The 16,116-nt window shown below is 36.2% G+C and carries 12 protein-coding genes, 1 tRNA gene and 1 riboswitch; of the genes, 6 read left to right on the forward strand and 7 right to left on the reverse strand.

The features are described from left to right. Positions 1 to 44: 44 nt before the first annotated feature. From ACP5Q2_RS01665 to ACP5Q2_RS01685, 5 genes are all read left to right on the forward strand, one after another. A complete protein-coding gene (locus tag ACP5Q2_RS01665) occupies positions 45 to 1,736 on the forward strand; it encodes an ammonia-forming cytochrome c nitrite reductase subunit c552 (protein WP_428096540.1) in 1,692 nt (563 codons plus the stop codon). Between the two features lie 167 nt (positions 1,737 to 1,903). Continuing rightward, the gene (gene resB, locus ACP5Q2_RS01670; protein WP_428096543.1) at positions 1,904 to 3,259 is read left to right on the forward strand and encodes a cytochrome c biogenesis protein ResB; all 1,356 of its coding nucleotides are present in this window, start codon (positions 1,904 to 1,906) and stop codon (positions 3,257 to 3,259) included. Positions 3,260 to 3,286: 27 nt separating this feature from the next. Beyond that, complete coding sequence (gene ccsB, locus ACP5Q2_RS01675; RefSeq protein WP_428096546.1) at positions 3,287 to 4,357, forward strand: c-type cytochrome biogenesis protein CcsB; 1,071 nt, start codon at positions 3,287 to 3,289, stop codon at positions 4,355 to 4,357. A gap of 93 nt (positions 4,358 to 4,450) precedes the next feature. Continuing rightward, a tRNA-Leu gene (locus ACP5Q2_RS01680) sits at positions 4,451 to 4,535 on the forward strand. A gap of 77 nt (positions 4,536 to 4,612) precedes the next feature. Further along, positions 4,613 to 5,755, forward strand: coding sequence for an MFS transporter (locus ACP5Q2_RS01685; protein ID WP_428096549.1), 1,143 nt, complete (start codon positions 4,613 to 4,615; stop codon positions 5,753 to 5,755). Here ACP5Q2_RS01685 and thiH read toward each other — a convergent pair. From thiH to sfsA, 6 genes are all read right to left on the reverse strand, one after another. Then, positions 5,736 to 6,857 (reverse strand): 2-iminoacetate synthase ThiH, encoded by a 1,122-nt coding sequence (gene thiH / locus ACP5Q2_RS01690; protein WP_424604828.1) that lies wholly within the window; start codon positions 6,855 to 6,857, stop codon positions 5,736 to 5,738. The two genes, ACP5Q2_RS01685 and thiH, sit on opposite strands and share 20 nt — an antisense overlap. A gap of 1 nt (position 6,858) precedes the next feature. Next, positions 6,859 to 7,635: a thiazole synthase gene (locus tag ACP5Q2_RS01695; protein ID WP_424604829.1), complete on the reverse strand. Its 777-nt coding sequence runs from the start codon at positions 7,633 to 7,635 to the stop codon at positions 6,859 to 6,861. 55 nt (positions 7,636 to 7,690) lie between these two features. After that, a riboswitch (TPP riboswitch) is annotated at positions 7,691 to 7,784 on the reverse strand. A 39-nt stretch (positions 7,785 to 7,823) separates the two neighbouring features. Further along, complete coding sequence (locus ACP5Q2_RS01700; RefSeq protein WP_428096553.1) at positions 7,824 to 9,389, reverse strand: 2-isopropylmalate synthase; 1,566 nt, start codon at positions 9,387 to 9,389, stop codon at positions 7,824 to 7,826. A 67-nt stretch (positions 9,390 to 9,456) separates the two neighbouring features. Then, the gene (gene pssA / locus ACP5Q2_RS01705; protein WP_428096556.1) at positions 9,457 to 10,200 is read right to left on the reverse strand and encodes a CDP-diacylglycerol--serine O-phosphatidyltransferase; all 744 of its coding nucleotides are present in this window, start codon (positions 10,198 to 10,200) and stop codon (positions 9,457 to 9,459) included. Continuing rightward, entirely contained in the window at positions 10,200 to 10,829 is a 630-nt protein-coding gene (locus tag ACP5Q2_RS01710) for a phosphatidylserine decarboxylase (RefSeq protein WP_428096559.1), read from the reverse strand. Before ACP5Q2_RS01710 ends, pssA begins: the two co-directional genes overlap by 1 nt. 79 nt (positions 10,830 to 10,908) lie before the next feature. After that, positions 10,909 to 11,580, reverse strand: a complete 672-nt coding sequence (sfsA, locus tag ACP5Q2_RS01715; RefSeq protein WP_424604833.1) for a DNA/RNA nuclease SfsA — start codon at positions 11,578 to 11,580, stop codon at positions 10,909 to 10,911. A 53-nt stretch (positions 11,581 to 11,633) separates the two neighbouring features. Between sfsA and ACP5Q2_RS01720 the strand changes: the two genes are divergently transcribed. Continuing rightward, the gene (locus ACP5Q2_RS01720) at positions 11,634 to 12,332 is read left to right on the forward strand and encodes a lytic transglycosylase domain-containing protein (RefSeq protein ID WP_424604834.1); all 699 of its coding nucleotides are present in this window, start codon (positions 11,634 to 11,636) and stop codon (positions 12,330 to 12,332) included. Between the two features lie 39 nt (positions 12,333 to 12,371). On the opposite strand, the gene ACP5Q2_RS01725 is transcribed toward ACP5Q2_RS01720, so the two are convergent. Next, a complete protein-coding gene (locus ACP5Q2_RS01725; RefSeq protein ID WP_428096563.1) occupies positions 12,372 to 15,806 on the reverse strand; it encodes a pyruvate carboxylase in 3,435 nt (1,144 codons plus the stop codon). Between the last annotated feature and the right edge of the window lie 310 nt (positions 15,807 to 16,116).

Here is a 16,116-nt window from a genome sequence, read left to right on the forward strand (position 1 = left end):
GTTATAAATAGTATTAGGATCAAAAAACCATAGGAGGTCAAATGATGAGAAAAGTTTTTTTGTTTGCACTTAGTTTTATGTTGGTTTCCTTTGGTAGTGTGGCATTTGCAGCGAAATCAACACCAAAATCACCCACTCCTGATTATGCCAAGGTGGTAAAAAAAGGTGTTGATTATAACCAGTGTTACGAATGCCATGATACCATCAAGGAATTAAGGGGTATGGGTAAACACTCTAATCTTGCCTGTGAAAATTGTCACGGTAATATTGAAGCCCACCTTAAAGAACCCACCAATCATCCTACTGTCTATACTGAATGGCAGGCTTGTGGCAAATGTCATAAAGAGCAGTTTGAATCTTTTATGACTGTTAGCAAACATAGACCTGCGAGGGATGAAAAGTCTCAGTTAACAAACAGAGCCCCTAATCCTTTCTGGGATAAGCTGATGATGGGACATGCATTTACAAAGGAGCATGCGCTTACCAGAAGCCATCCTTTCATGCTTTTGGATCAAGTACTTGTGGACAGGGCGGCAGGTGGAAGATTTCAACCAAAAAATGGCTGGATGTATGTAAACGAAAAGCCACAGAAAATATGGGATATTATAGTGGATACACAGCCCGGTAGTGAACATAAGGTTTTTATGAAGCAAACTGCAGCAGCACTTAACCCTGTATGTATTCAATGTAAAACGCAGGATCATATCCTCGACTGGCCTTACCTTGGGGATCCTAACACCTCTGCACCATTTAACAGAAAGAGTAATCCAACTGCTATGATACAGTCTAAAAAATTGCAGCATGGGTTAAATTGCTATCAATGTCATGATCCTCACGCAGCAAAACCAAGGATAGTTAGGGATGCTCTCATTGCAGCATTAACAAGGCCTGAAGCGGATACATTATGGCACAAGGATCCAAACAGGACAAATATTAAAGTAATAGATATGGGTATGAGGGGTTATACAAGAAAGATAGCTATTCTTGAAAAATATGACTCAAGACTTCTTTGCGGTCAGTGCCACGTAGAATATGTATGTAACCCTGGAGAGGATAGAAATACCGGGGCGAAAATTGGTTATGATAGCCCACTCACAAATCATTTCCCATATAAAGATGTATTACAATTATACGATCACTACGTAAACCAATTGCATTTTACAGATTTCATCCATCCTTTAACAGGTGCTAAACTGATTAAATTCCAGCATCCAGAATCTGAAACATTCTATAATTCAAAACACGCAAAAGCAGGAGCAGGGTGTGATAGTTGCCATACTCCTAAGGTAAAAGATAAAAAGACTGGTAAAGTCTACACTTCCCACTATGCTGTTACACCTAAGCATGATCTTAAAGCTTCATGTTTGACTTCTAAGTGCCATAACAACTGGACAGAAGAGGATGCTAAATATGCCATCGATTCTGTAAAAGCTTATATTAAAGGTAAGATGAGAAAAGCTGAGTTTTGGCTTGACAGATTGATCGATAAGATAGTTGAAGGTAAAAATGCAGATCTTCCGGCAGATGTAATAGCAAAAGCTCAGGATTATCATGTAAAAGCACATATCTTGTGGGAATACTGGACAGCTGAAAACTCAGATGGCTTCCACAACCCAGAATTGGCCCGTGAGTCTCTGGCTCAGTCGATAGATGCCTCTATGGCTGGGGTGAAATTGATAGATGATGCTTTGAAGGCAAAAAAAACCTCAGCTCAGCAGACACAGGCTCAGAAATAGAAATTTATAAATCAAAATGTAGGTGGACAGGCTTATGAGCCTGTCTGCTTATTGAGAAATTGGCGGCAAAAAGCCGCCTTTATTTTGTCTTGCCAAAGGGTTTGTTGTGGTGTAAAAGAGTCATATACGTATAAAGTTTAGAAATTAAGGAGTATAAATTATATATCATGCGTAAAATTTTAGATATTTTTAGTTCCGTTAAGCTAACTCTCTGGCTTATAGTATTAATCATCATTCTGTCATCAATCGGTTCTTTTATCTCTGTATCCAACCCTGATTCAGGGATTTTGGGGCTTGTTTCTAAGCTTACAGGTAGGGGGCATCAGGATGTTATGGCAGTTTTTGACAAGATGGGATTGCTCGATACATACCATTCAAGTTTATTTATCGGAATGCTTATACTTTTTACTATAAACTTAACTGTTTGCACTTTTTATAAATTACCAAATATTTTCAAATTTCTTAAAAGAGAGGTCAAAGTTAATAAGGCTGTTTTTGAAAAGCAGGGCTGTATCAAAATAGAAAAAAATATTGATGTTGAAAGCTTAAAAGATAGATTAGATGAAATCTTTAAACGTTATAAAATCGTAGAAGAAAGAGATGGAGATAAATATTTCTTCACTGCTGAAAAAGGGGTTTTTAGTAGAGTGGGGGTTTACATCGTACATTTAGGTATAATTGTCATATTGATATCAGGTATATTGGGAGGGATTTTCGGGTACAATGGGAAGATAGCTATCCTTGAGGGTGATGCTGATGACACAATTATTTTAAAAGATAATAAGACGTTAAAATTACCTTTTTATATAAAATTAAATGATTTCAGTGTATCCTATTATGATAATTCCACAAAAGCTAAGGAATACAAATCGGAGATTATTATCAGTAAAACAGGTAAACCCGATGAATCGTTTGTTGTGGGGGTAAACAAATTGGCAAGGTATGAAAACTTAAAAATTTACCAGGCAAGTTATGGGTTTTATCCATCAAAAGATGTAACATTCAGGTTTTTGTTTAAAGCAAACGGGGTGGAAAAGAAAATACAGGTTAAAATGGATGAGATTTATCGTATAAATGAAAACTTGAGTTTTGCCGTAAGGGATTTCGCCCCTTCCCTAAGTCTTGACAGTGAAGGAAGACTAATTAATTTGAACGATATGATGGTAAATCCTGCTGTGGTTGTGGAGTTTTTTGTAGACAATGAATCTAAAGGGAGTGTTCCTATATTAGCCAATTATCAGCAGACCGGCATTTTTGACGGGTTTGAGCTACATTTTTTGAAGGCTTATGGAGTGCAGTTTTCGGTTTTTTCAATCAATTATAATCCAGTTATAAATCTAATTTACATAGGCTTTATTATTCTAAGTGTAGGGGTATTGATATCGTTTAGTACCGAACATCAGCTTGTTTACATAAGAATTACGCCTGTGCAGGATAGATCTATTTTGGAATTATGCGGATATAAACACAGATTTAAAAAGGATGTCGCAAGGATGTTGAATGAAATTGCTGATAAAATATAGATTATATTAATTTAATGAGGTTTCTGAATGAATGATCCATTATTGTTTGGAGTTGCATCGATATTATATCTGATGGCAATGCTGTTTTATGTTTTTTTTATAATTCTTAAGAAAGAGTTACTGGGTAAGATTGCTTCAGTTTCTGTTTATGTTGGGTTTGTAGTTCACACTATGGCTTTTTTTATTAGATGGTATATCTTTTCTAAAGCTTTTTCTCTTCCCATAGCCCACTCCATACCGATTACGAATCTATATGAATCGTTACTTTTTTTTGCATGGTGTTTGATTTTAGGTAATATATTTATTGAGTATAAGTTTAACACAAAAATATTTGGAGTTATTATTACTGCAATTGCAGGTATGTCGATAGCTTTTGTGGATGCTGTTGGTGCTAATAAAATGGTTCAGCCAATTCTACCTGCCCTCAAGAGTAACTGGCTTTTAGCCCATGCTTCACTTAGTTTTGTGGCTTATGCTGCCTTCTCACTTTCGTTTTCAGCTGCAATATTGAATCTTGCATACAATATCAGAAATAAAAAGAGCATCCTTTACATCTATTGGACGGCTGCATTGGGTATATTTGTATACACTACACTACTACTTATAATAGATTTCATAATTAATCTACTAAATAGGCTCAAAGATGGTTATAAACCATTTTCTTTATTGAAATTGCTTCCTAACGAATGGAAAATTTTACTTTTGATAGTCCTTATCTGCTTTATAGTATTATTCTATATTTTTGGCAGTAAACTGGGTTCTGTGGTGGATAGATTTGGCATAAAGTCAGAATTACTTGAGACCGTAGAATACAAAATGATAACGATAGGTTTTATGATATTTACAATAGGCGGATTGATCTTTGGTGCTATATGGGCTGATATCTCCTGGGGGAGATACTGGGCATGGGATCCGAAGGAAACCTGGGCATTTATCACCTGGCTGGTTTATGCATTTTATATTCATATGAGATTTATCAAAGGTCGTGATGGTGTTTCTGCATCTGCAATCGCTGTAATAGGATTTATCGTAACTATCTTCACATACATAGGTGTAAATCTATTATTATCAGGGCTACACTCATATGGTGGGATGTAGGAAAGGAACGAAGAGTTGTTTTTTCAAAGTTCATGTTGACAAATAAAGTAAAAACATATATATAGTTCAACCGATTAAAGGGTTTCTTTGGTTGCCCGGGTGGCGGAATTGGTAGACGCACAGGACTTAAAATCCTGCGGCCGTTGAGGCTGTACCGGTTCGATTCCGGTCCCGGGCACTTTTTTTGTAATCCACTGTAAATATCGTAGATGTTTTTTCATTTGACATTTCTATCTAAAGGCTTTAATTAGAAATATGAGTTTAAAAGATATATCCTTTGTCGTATATACTGCGGTGCTTACTTTTTCTGTGCTTTATTCACCTCAACCTTTACTGCCTGTATTGATGAAAGAATTTGGGGTTGATAAATCCAGTGCAGCATTGATTACAACTGTAACGATGCTCCCTTTAAGCCTTTCCCCTATAATTTACGGTTTTGTGCTGGAAAAATTCACCGCCAAGAGAGTCATGTCTTTTGCAATAAGTATACTTGTGGTGCTGGAAATTTCAATATATTTCATAAACGATTTTTACCTTCTTATATTTGTTAGACTACTCCAGGGTTTTTCAATTCCAGGAGTATTAACATCTCTCATGACCTTTGTTTCCATGGCTTCTGAAAAATCAATGATACAGAGGGTTATGTCATATTACATAGCGGCAACGATATTGGGTGGATTCCTTGGTAGATTTATTTCAGGACTTATTTCAAAATTGTTTGGATGGAGGTATGGTTTTCTTATACTTGGGTTTAGCCTTGCCATAAGTTTTATTTTGCTTTTTTTCATCTCTGATTACAAAATTCAGGTGAAGGAGCGGATAACATTAAAGAATGCCATGAACGTTATCAAAACACACCCTTTTTTAAATATTTATATCACAATATTTTGTACATTTTTTGTTTTTGCGGCGATGTTAAACTTTATCCCTTTCAGATTAAAAGAGATTTCAGACAATGTAAGTGAATTTATCATCGGTTTGAGCTATTCCGGCTACGTAATGGGGATTATCGTTTCACTTTTTTCAATGTTGCTGATAAAGTTTTTTAAAACAGAAAAAAAAGTCATACTATATGGTTTGGTGATATATATAATGAGCATACCATTATTTAGCGTAAAGAGCATCTTTTTTATCTTCTTTGCTATGTTTGTATTCTGCACCGGTATGTTTACGACACATTCAATAGCTTCAGGTTTTTTAAATAAGCTTGCCATTACCAACAAAGGTATTGTGAATGGTTTATATGTCTCGTTTTACTACACTGGCGGAGTTTTAGGTACATTCCTGCCAGGATATTTGTATAAATCTTTTGGATGGAACGCATTTTTAATCCTGCTGTCAGCTCTAATTTTAGTGGGTGTAGGCTCAGCAATTCAAATCAGGCAACCCCACCCATAAATGTTTGATCAAAATCTTTAAATACAGGATCAAAACCTTTTTTCTTCAGGGATTCCACAAACTCTTTTACACTTCTGGTATCTTCCATTGAAAACTGTTGACCGGAAGCTGTTTTTTCTGTATATCCACCAGGGTTTGTTTTGGATCCCGCACTCATCTGTGTGACACCAAGGCCTAAGATATTATCCCTGAATTCAGAAGGTTCTCTTGTGGATATCACAAGCCCCACATCATTTAAAAATATCCTTAAGGCAAACATGGATTGAAGGAGATTTCTATCAGTTACCGGATATTCAGGTTTAAATCCACCCTCCGCATGTCTTATTCTTGGGAAGGATACTTTTATATGTGTTTTCCAGTATTTTTTCATAAGATATCTGGCATGTAGTCCCACAAAAAACTCTTCCACTCTAAAATCTTCAAGCCCCATTAAGGCTCCCAAACCTACTGTTCTAAATCCAGCTTCGGCACCTCTTTCGGGGGTATCAAGTCTCCATCTATAATCTGTCTTTTTCCCGCCCAAATGGTATTTTTTGTATGATTCCATATTGTATGTTTCCTGATAGATTGTAAGGCCATCTACTCCGTGATGATAGAGGGTGTTGTATTCTTCTGTGGAAAGAGGTTGAATCTCTATACTTATTGAAGAGAAATAATTTTTACATATTTCTGTAGCCTTTTTGAGATATTCCATACTAACATGTTTTGGTGATTCTCCAGAAACAAGAAGTATATGCTTTATCCCTTCAGAAGATATGGCTTTTGCCTCTTTATCAATCTCTTCAAATGTAAGGGTTTTTCTTGGGATAACATTTTTTCTGTTGAATCCGCAGTAGACACAGGAATTGATGCATTCGTTTGACAAATATAGTGGAGCGTAAAGTTGAATGGTTTTACCAAACCTCCGCAACGTAATGGCTTTTGATAGCCTTGCCATATTTTCGAGAAAAGACTCTGCAGCAGGCGATAGTAAAGATGCAAAATCTTCCTCGGAGAGTTTTGTTTTGTTTAAGGATTTAATCACGTCATCTGCAGTTCTGCTATATATGTACGATTTTATATCTTCCCATTTATAATTAGTTATAATATCAAAAAAGCTCATACTAATCCCTCAAAAAACCAGTTAATGGACTTGATGCTTCAGCCCTTAATTTTTCGGTGGGCATGCCAGCATTTATAGCATGGCAGGCGGCTTCCACCGCATATCTGAATGCCTTTGCCATTTCCACAGGGTTGTCTGCTGTGGCAATAGCGGTATTGATGAGTACTGCATCAGCCCCCATCTCTAAGGCTAATGCGGCATGGCTGGGGGCTCCGATACCAGCATCTACCACGACTGGTACGTTTGACTGCTCAATGATTATTCTTAAGTTTTCTATAGTTTTTATACCACGGTTGCTACCAATTGGAGCCCCAAGGGGCATCACAGTTACACAACCAATCTCTTCAAGTCTTTTGGCCAGTACCGGATCAGCATTTATGTAAGGTAAAACATTGAAACCATCTTTGACTAAGATCTCAGCAGCCTTAAATGTTTCTATAGGATCTGGCAGAAGGTAGTAGGGATCAGGAGTAACCTCCAGCTTTACCCAAGGTTCGCAACCGGCAGCTCTTGCCAATCTTGCAAGACGCACTGCCTCCTCTGTATCCCTTGCACCTGATGTATTAGGAAGAAGAAGGTATTTATTGGTATCTATGTGTGATAATATGTCATCCTGTTTGTCATTAATATCCACTCGCCTTAATGCTACGGTTATTATCTCTGCTCCAGATTCTTCAAGTGCCTGCTGCATGATTTTGCTTGATGGGAATTTGCCAGTACCAAGCATCAATCTACTTCGAAATTTTCGACCTGCAATAATTAGTTCATTTGTAAACATGATTGACTCCATATTTTTTAGTATAAAAAAATGCCATCCGCCGATAGAAACGGATGGCATTTTTAAACCCGTTCCCTTCGACGGCATTACCCGTATCAGGTTCGAGGGGTATTTCTCAGCCCTTTAAAAGAGCACCCCCACGGATATATTTAATATATACTTTTTTTAAGATAATTCAATATTTAATTTTAAATCCCTTTATCTTCGATGTTTTTACCAATATTTTTTCTTGTTAGATATCTGTTTAACGCATTAATCCAGGCCAATGCGCTTGCCTGTACTATATCAGTGGAATACCCTTTGCCTGAGATATCGTAGCCAGATTTTTCAAATTCTACGGTGAGGGAAACCTCCCCTTGCGCATCTTTACCAGCACTTACAGCCTGAATCTTATACGTTTTTAGTCTACCTTCCACACCTGTTACCCTTTCAATGGCTCTAAATGAAGCATCCACTGGGCCATCACCTATAGATGCATCCGTCAGAATATCTCCTTTTTCATTGGAAACCTGTAGGGTTGCTGTGGGTATAGATGTATTACCACTTGTAACGTTGAGGTATTCGAGAGAAAAATACTCTTTGTGGGATGATATTTGATTTTCTACTATGGCAGCAATATCTTCATCGTATACCTCTTTCTTTTTGTCGGCAAGTTCTTTGAATTTTGCAAAAGCTATTTCGATTTCGTTATTGTTCAGTTCGAAACCGATCTCTTTTAATCTTGCCACGAATGCATGTCTGCCTGAATGCTTGCCAAGTACCAGTTTATTAGATGGATATCCCACACTTTCTGGGGTCATGATTTCATATGTTGTTCTTTCTTTTAATACACCATCCTGATGGATACCTGCCTCATGGGCAAATGCATTTTTACCTACGATCGCTTTATTTGGCTGTACATCTACGCCTGTTATGGATGTAAGAAGTCTGCTTGAACGGTATATCTCTCTTGTATTTATACCTGTTTCAACATCAAAAAGTTGCTTTCTGACATAAAGTGCCATTACCACTTCTTCAAGAGAGCAGTTGCCCGCCCTTTCACCTATACCATTTATTGTGCACTCCACCTGTCCAGCACCTGCTTTAACGGCTGCAAGAGAATTTGCAACCGCAAGGCCAAGGTCATTATGACAGTGGACACTAATGACTGCTTTATCCACGTTTGGCACTTTATTCATTATTGTGGAAATTATCTTTTCATATTCCATCGGTACAGTGTAACCAACGGTATCCGGAAGGTTTACAGTTTTTGCACCGGCTTTTATCACTTCTTCCACTACTTTACATAAAAAGTCGAGATCACTTCTTGTGGCATCTTCTGCACTGAATTCCACATCGTCACAGAGATTCCTTGCAAATTTAACTGCATTAACTGCAATTTCAAGTACTTCTTCAGGAGTCATTTTCAATTTATATTTCATGTGGATATCAGATGTCGCAATAAATGTGTGAATCCTTGGTCTAACTGCATGTTTGAGGGCATCCCATCCCACCTGTATATCTTTTTCGTTTGCCCTACAGAGGCCGGTTACTATCGGTTTTTTTACTGTTTTGGCTACCTTTGTAACAGCTTCAAAATCACCGGGGGATGAAATCGGAAAACCAGCTTCTATAACGTCCACTCCAAGCTTTTCCAACTGTAATGCCATTTTAATCTTTTCTTCAACATTCATACTGAATCCTGGTGCCTGCTCTCCATCTCTTAACGTTGTGTCGAAGATCATAATTTTTCTACTCATTTTTTTTACCTCCATATAATTTGTATAAAAAAAAGCCCCAACTTCTTCTAAGTCGGGGCCCTGTTTTAATCCTAATTAAAATTTATAATACCTTTTTGGTCCCAGACTCAGAATATACAGGTTTTTTGTTGTGGAGTCGGAGGAGCTTTAAAACGATACCTGAAAGGGCAAACAAAACAAAGAATACAAATAGCATCAACTGTGGATAGAGACCCATTAAAAATATGAAAAGAACAAAAATAACAAGTATGTTGAAGGGCTTAACAGATACCCATTCAAGTTTTTTAAAACTGTAATAAGGGAAGTTACTCACCATAAGAAAGGCAAGAACATAAATCAAAAGAACATAAGTGATCGGTATTGAAAAAAAGTATGGATCACCAAAAAATTCCTTCACAAACAGAACGCTTGAGGCTATCACACCTGCGGCAGCAGGTATTGGTAAACCCACAAAAAAACTGCTATCTATCTTTCCCGCCTGTACATTGAAACGTGCTAATCTAAGTGCACCACACGCAACAAATAAGAATGCCGCCATCCATCCTATTCTTCCATAAGGGATGAGCAACCATTTATACACCAAAACAGCTGGAGCAACACCAAAGGCCAACAAATCGCTTAAAGAGTCGAGCTGTACTCCAAAATCGCTGGTGGCATTTAATAACCTTGCAATTTTACCATCCAATCCATCAAATATAAAGGAAACTAGTATTGCATATGCAGCATTCACATAGAGATCGTTTAAAGAGGCAACTATTGAATAAAATCCGGCGAACATCGACATTATGGTAATCAGGTTTGGAAATATAAGATTTCTACGGATCATTAAAATTCCTCATCCACCTGAAATCTTGCTATGATTGTCTCACCTGCATATACTAAGTCATCAATATCAACGTTTATTTTTGCAGAAATTGGTAAATAGTGGTCGACTCTTGAAGAGAATTTTATAATACCAAGTCTATCACCAAGCTTTACCTTATCTCCAGGTTCAAGATATGATACTGTTCTTCTTGCCACAAACCCCGCCACCTGTTTAACGATTACTTTACCGTATTTAGATTGAATTGTAATTATATTCTGTTCGTTTACAAAAGAGCTCTCTTTTTTGTCGGCAGATAAAAATTTGCCCGGTTTGTGTAACACACTTATCACTTCACCATCCACAGGTACTCTGTTTACATGGACATTGAATATATTCATAAAAACGGATATTTTTTTAAATTTTTCACCATCTATCTCTTCTTCTGAGATTTCTACTATTTTACCATCTGCACCTGAAACAGCGATACCATCTTCTACCGGTATATCCCTCTCAGGGTCTCTAAAAAAGATAATGAATAGAACTGTTAAAGATAAAAATAAAAGGGTAAAAAACCATTTAGGAAGAAAAAATACTATGAGAAAAAGCCCACCAGCAATGGCAACGTATGGAAATCCTTCTTTTGCTATCAATTAAAGCTCCTGTATATAGATTTTTCATATATTATACATTGTTTTTTCATAAAATCAACTATTTTATATTTTTTGCAAATTATTTTAAAATATCTAACCTGTGGAGTGAGTTTGTGTTATTGTAAGGATCAAAAACATTCTGATAAAACAAAGGTTTTATAAATTTTGGAACAAGTTCTTTATAGATTTCACAATATCTCTTATCAAACTCTTCCGCACACCTAAACTTTCCTCTATTGCTCTGTATCAGATATAAAAGATAAGGTATGTAGCCAAGATCGATGGAATTTTTTAAAACTATTAGATGTTTTAAGCCTCTTTCGGTTTTAGCATCGGGAAACATAGCATATTCCCTATCGAATAAAGATACAGATTTTACTTCAATAAGGATCTTTTGGCTATTTGATTCCAAATAAAAGTCGATTCTATTATTTCCGATGGAGTATTCCCGGACAAGTTTGGTTATATTTGTAAATTCAACAATTTCACCTTTTTTCAAAGCATTGTAAACAATTCTGTTTGTTTTTATAGTGTTTGTTTGTATCCATTGGTTATCAAGGTATATCCCTTCAAGGGTGTATTGCAATTTTCTTTTCGTATTGTTTGATCTGGAAAAACAAACGGGCGCCCCTTTAACCAAAAGGTTTCTCATGGAACCTGTATTGGGATTGTGACATGTGATTATGTTGTTTTCATATTCAACATCCACAAAGAATCTTTTATATCGTTTGATAAATCTACCAAAATACAACAATTAGCACCTTTTGTATGGAAATTTATTCAACTATAATATATATTCTTTTTATGAAAATGGAATCTAAAATATCTTTTTGGGTTAAATTTTTAATATCGATAGCTATAACAATTGTATTGTTATTTTTGGTAAAAGTTGGTGTTGATTATTTTACATTTAAATATTATCTCGTTAGGAAAGAAAAAATTGAATTAGAGTATATGAAGAAGATTACATATCATAACTTACTAAAAAATCAGGTTAATTTTTACAACGATGTGATTAACATATCAGATTACATAAAAAGAAACGACTTTTATCATAATGAAATTAATAACTATGAACTTGCCCTTGCGATAGTTCAAGAGTCTTATAAGAAGAAGCTTGACCCTTATCTCGTAGTTGCCATTATGGATGTGGAAAGTGATTTTAGAGCTGACAGCGAGTCGATAAAAGGTGCAAAAGGTTTGATGCAGATAAAAGATGATACTGCAAGGTATATAGCAGTAAAGGAAAATATAAAAGTTTCAACAAGGAGAATAAATGATCTGCTGATTAACGTAAAGTTAGGAATCAGCTACTATTCATATCTTCTCAAAAAATTTGATGGTAACCACAAATATGCACTTATAGCTTATAATATAGGTGTAAACAAAGTATATTCATTGATGACATTAAAAATAAATTTACCGAAGAGTTATTATAACAAAGTTAAAGATCGCTATAATTTTATAACAAAACTTTATCAAAAGGTTCCTCTTAATATATAAAAAAAGGGGGGGCCGCCCTTAGGCGGCTGTTTATGGAAGTCAAGCGATCTTGATTAAAAGGTCACCAGCTTCAATCTTATCTCCTTGATTTAAAAAGATCTCTTCTATTATTCCATCTGTATTTGCAACAATTTTAGTTTCCATTTTCATTGCTTCGGTTATGGCCAGAAGATCACCTTTTTTTACACTATCACCTTTTTTGACGTTTATTTTGGTGATTTTCCCAGGCATTGATGCACATACTTCTTTTGGATTGTTTATGTCACCTTTTCTATTTGCTTTTATTATGTCTGTTAATTTTTCATCTTTGATTCTTACAGTTCTTGCCTGACCGTTAAATTCAAAATACACTTTTCTGTAACCTTTTTCGTCAGGCTCACTGAGACCTAGATACTTGATGATGAGAGTTTTCCCTTCCTCTATATTGACTTCTATCTCCTCTTCCTTTCTCAAAGGATAAAAATAATCTTTTGTATCAAATACTGATCCATCTCCATATTCATTAACAAAGTTTAGATACTCTTTGAACACCTGTGGGTAAAGTGCGTAGCTAACTACCGCTTCATCACTAAACTCTCTACCAAAATCCTTTTGTAAATCACTTCTGGCTTTTTCAAAATCGTATGGGGAAAGCATTTCTCCAGGTCTAACTTTTAAAGGGTTGTCACCTTTTAAAATTATGCTTTGTAGCTTATCCGGGAATCCACCGTAAGGCTGGCCAAGCATCCCTTTAAAGAAAGATATCACAGATTCGGGTAAAGATAACTGATCCCCTTTTTCATAGAGATCTTCAATATCAAGATTGTTTCTCACTAAGAATATGGCCAGATCACCCACCACTTTTGACGAAGGGGTAACTTTTATAATGTCACCAAGTTCTTTGTTAACTTTTGCGTACATTTTTCTTACATCTTCCCAGCGATCAATTAAACCAGTTGCCTCCACCTGCACAACAAGGTTGGAATACTGTCCTCCTGGTATCTCATGTTCATATACCTCTGCTGTGGCTGATTTTAAACCGCTTTCAAATGGGAAGTAATATCTTCTTACCCTTTCGAAATAATCTGAAACATTTTGTGCCCATTTTTTATCTATCGAAGAATGCCTTTCTGTAGATTCTATGGCGTAGAGTATAGAATTTAAATTCGGTTGACTGGTCAGTCCACTCATTGAAGATATTGCACAGTCTACTATGTCAGCTCCTGCTTCAATAGCCATTAATACCGAAGCCTCTCCGTTACCGCTGGTGTCGTGGGTGTGGAAATGAAGTGGTAGCCCCGTCTCCTCTTTTATGGCTTTTACTAAAATCTTTGCGGCATACGGCTTGAGTAACCCTGCCATATCTTTTATCCCTATTATATCTGTACCAGCATTTGCAAGCTCTCTGGCAAGATTTATATAATATTTCAGGCTGTACTTGACCTTTTTGGGATCTAGTATGTCTCCAGTGTAGCAGATGGCTGCCTCGGCAATTTTATCGTTCTTTTTTACCTCTTCTATGGCAAGGGTCATCTGATCCACCCAATTGAAACAATCGAATATCCTGAAGATATCTATACCATTTTTAGATGCTAATCTGATGAACTCTTTTATTACATTATCCGGGTAATTTGTATATCCCACAGCATTGGAGCCTCTTAAAAGCATTTGAAATAGAATATTTGGAATTTTCTCTCTCAATAACCTGAGCCTTTCCCATGGGGACTCCTTTAAGAATCTATATGATACATCAAATGTTGCACCACCCCACATTTCAAGAGAGAATAATCCGTTTAGATGATGGGCATAGGCGTCGGCAATGGCCAGCATATCCTTTGTTCTGAGCCTTGTTGCAAGGAGGGACTGATGGGCATCTCTCATTGTGGTGTCTGTGAAAAGTACCTCTTTACTCTGTTTGATATAGTCTATGACACCTTTTACACCATGTCTGTTCAGGATATCTTTAGTTCCGGCGGGAATATGCTCCCCATATTTTACAACCGGGATCCTGATGGGAGGAAGAACCGTATTGTCTTCAAGCTTAACGCCGGAAGGGTTGTTTACTATATTGTTTGCCAAAAATTTTAGTACTTTTGTTGCTCTGTCCTGTGGTTTTGGAAATTTTAATAAATCTGGGTTAGTATCGATGAAGTTTGTATTAAAATTGCCTGAGATGAAGTTGTTATTGGTAATAACATTCTGTAAAAATGGGATGTTTGTCTTTACTCCACGTATCCTGAATTCACTTAAGGCTCTATTCATCTTCTTTGTTGCCTGCTCAAAAGATGTTGCCCAGCTACAGACCTTCACTAATAGAGAGTCGTAATGAGGGGTGATTTTGGCACCAGCAAAGCCGTTGCCAGCATCAAGCCTTATTCCAAAACCAGTTGCAATTCGGTACGCCTCTATTTCTCCAGTGTCAGGCAGAAAACCGTTTTCTGGATCCTCAGTTGTTACACGGCATTGAATCGCAAAGCCATGTTTATATATTTCTGACTGATTTTTTATCCCTACTTCCTGATCTGAGAGTGCCTTACCTTCTGATACCAATATTTGAGCCTGTACTATATCGATACCAGTGATCAACTCAGTAACAGTATGTTCCACCTGTATTCTGGGGTTTACTTCAAGAAAATAATGGTTACCTTTTGAATCTACAAGGAATTCCGCAGTGGCAGCACAATAAAGGCCGGTGGCTTTTCCTATGTCCACAGAATTCTGGTAAAGTTTCTGGAGAGTTTTTTCCGGAATATTGATTGAAGGAGCTATTTCAATTAGTTTTTGATGTCTCCTCTGTATGGAACAGTCCCTTTCATAAAGATGGACTATATTTCCATGTTTATCTCCCAGAAGCTGAATTTCAATATGTTTTGGATTTTCTATATATTTTTCAATTATTATATCACCTTTACCAAATGCTTTGATTGCTTCCCTTGAAGCAGAATCAAAATTTTCTTCAAGTTCCTTTTCATTGTGGCATATTCTTATTCCTCTTCCACCTCCACCTGCCGTGGCTTTTAAAAGCACTGGGTAACCTATTGATTTAGATATCTTTTTTGCATCCTCTAAATCTGCAACTATATCTTCAGAACCTTCAATAATTGGGACTTTGCATTTTTTTGCAATATCTTTTGCTAATTTTTTATCTCCGAAAATTTTCATTACCTCTGGCTTTGGTCCAATAAATATTATCCCAGCCTTTTCACAAGCTTCTGCAAATTCGTATGATTCGGCTAAAAATCCATACCCGGGGTGGATGGCATCTATACCTCGTCTTATTGCCAGATCAATTAATTCGTCTATATTCATATAGGCAGAGATTGGATCTAATCCTTTTCCCACTAAATAAGCCTCATCCGCCTTGTATCTGTGTAAAGAGTATTTATCTTCCTCGGAATATATCGCAACTGTTCTAATGCCGAGCTCGGTACAGGCGCGAAAAACTCTAATTGCTATTTCGCCTCTATTTGCACACATAAGTTTTTTTATTTTCATATCAACCCCCGTTTTATTTCTAAAGTTTATTATTATAGAATAAGGTAATTGTCAATATGTTTTAGTAAATAATTTATAAATATAGATAATGTATTCCATGATTGAACACATTTTTTTGTTAGTCACATCATTTGTAGATTTATTTAATTGATTTATTTGTAAATGTAGAAAGAGTGTCAATTATTGTATTTATTGATAGATATAATCTATAATAAGAAGCAACTCAAACACAAAAAGAGTCTATATGATTTTTAATATATTATTTTTTGTGGTTTATTTTTTTTATAATAAAAAAAGGGGTGGATGACCA

The organism is Calditerrivibrio sp. (assembly GCF_049968475.1).
GTDB lineage: Bacteria > Chrysiogenota > Deferribacteres > Deferribacterales > Calditerrivibrionaceae > Calditerrivibrio > Calditerrivibrio nitroreducens_A.

Bases quoted from the DNA above. Each gene is read 5' to 3' on its own strand.
- ACP5Q2_RS01665 (WP_428096540.1), top strand. From the start codon at position 45: ATGAGAAAAGTTTTTTTGTTTGCACTTAGTTTTATGTTGGTTTCCTTT.
- resB (WP_428096543.1), top strand. From the start codon at position 1,904: ATGCGTAAAATTTTAGATATTTTTAGTTCCGTTAAGCTAACTCTCTGG.
- ccsB (WP_428096546.1), top strand. From the start codon at position 3,287: ATGAATGATCCATTATTGTTTGGAGTTGCATCGATATTATATCTGATG.
- ACP5Q2_RS01685 (WP_428096549.1), top strand. From the start codon at position 4,613: ATGAGTTTAAAAGATATATCCTTTGTCGTATATACTGCGGTGCTTACT.
- thiH (WP_424604828.1), bottom strand. From the start codon at position 6,857: ATGAGCTTTTTTGATATTATAACTAATTATAAATGGGAAGATATAAAA.
- ACP5Q2_RS01695 (WP_424604829.1), bottom strand. From the start codon at position 7,635: ATGTTTACAAATGAACTAATTATTGCAGGTCGAAAATTTCGAAGTAGA.
- ACP5Q2_RS01700 (WP_428096553.1), bottom strand. From the start codon at position 9,389: ATGGAGGTAAAAAAAATGAGTAGAAAAATTATGATCTTCGACACAACG.
- pssA (WP_428096556.1), bottom strand. From the start codon at position 10,200: ATGATCCGTAGAAATCTTATATTTCCAAACCTGATTACCATAATGTCG.
- ACP5Q2_RS01720 (WP_424604834.1), top strand. From the start codon at position 11,634: ATGAAAATGGAATCTAAAATATCTTTTTGGGTTAAATTTTTAATATCG.
- ACP5Q2_RS01725 (WP_428096563.1), bottom strand. From the start codon at position 15,806: ATGAAAATAAAAAAACTTATGTGTGCAAATAGAGGCGAAATAGCAATT.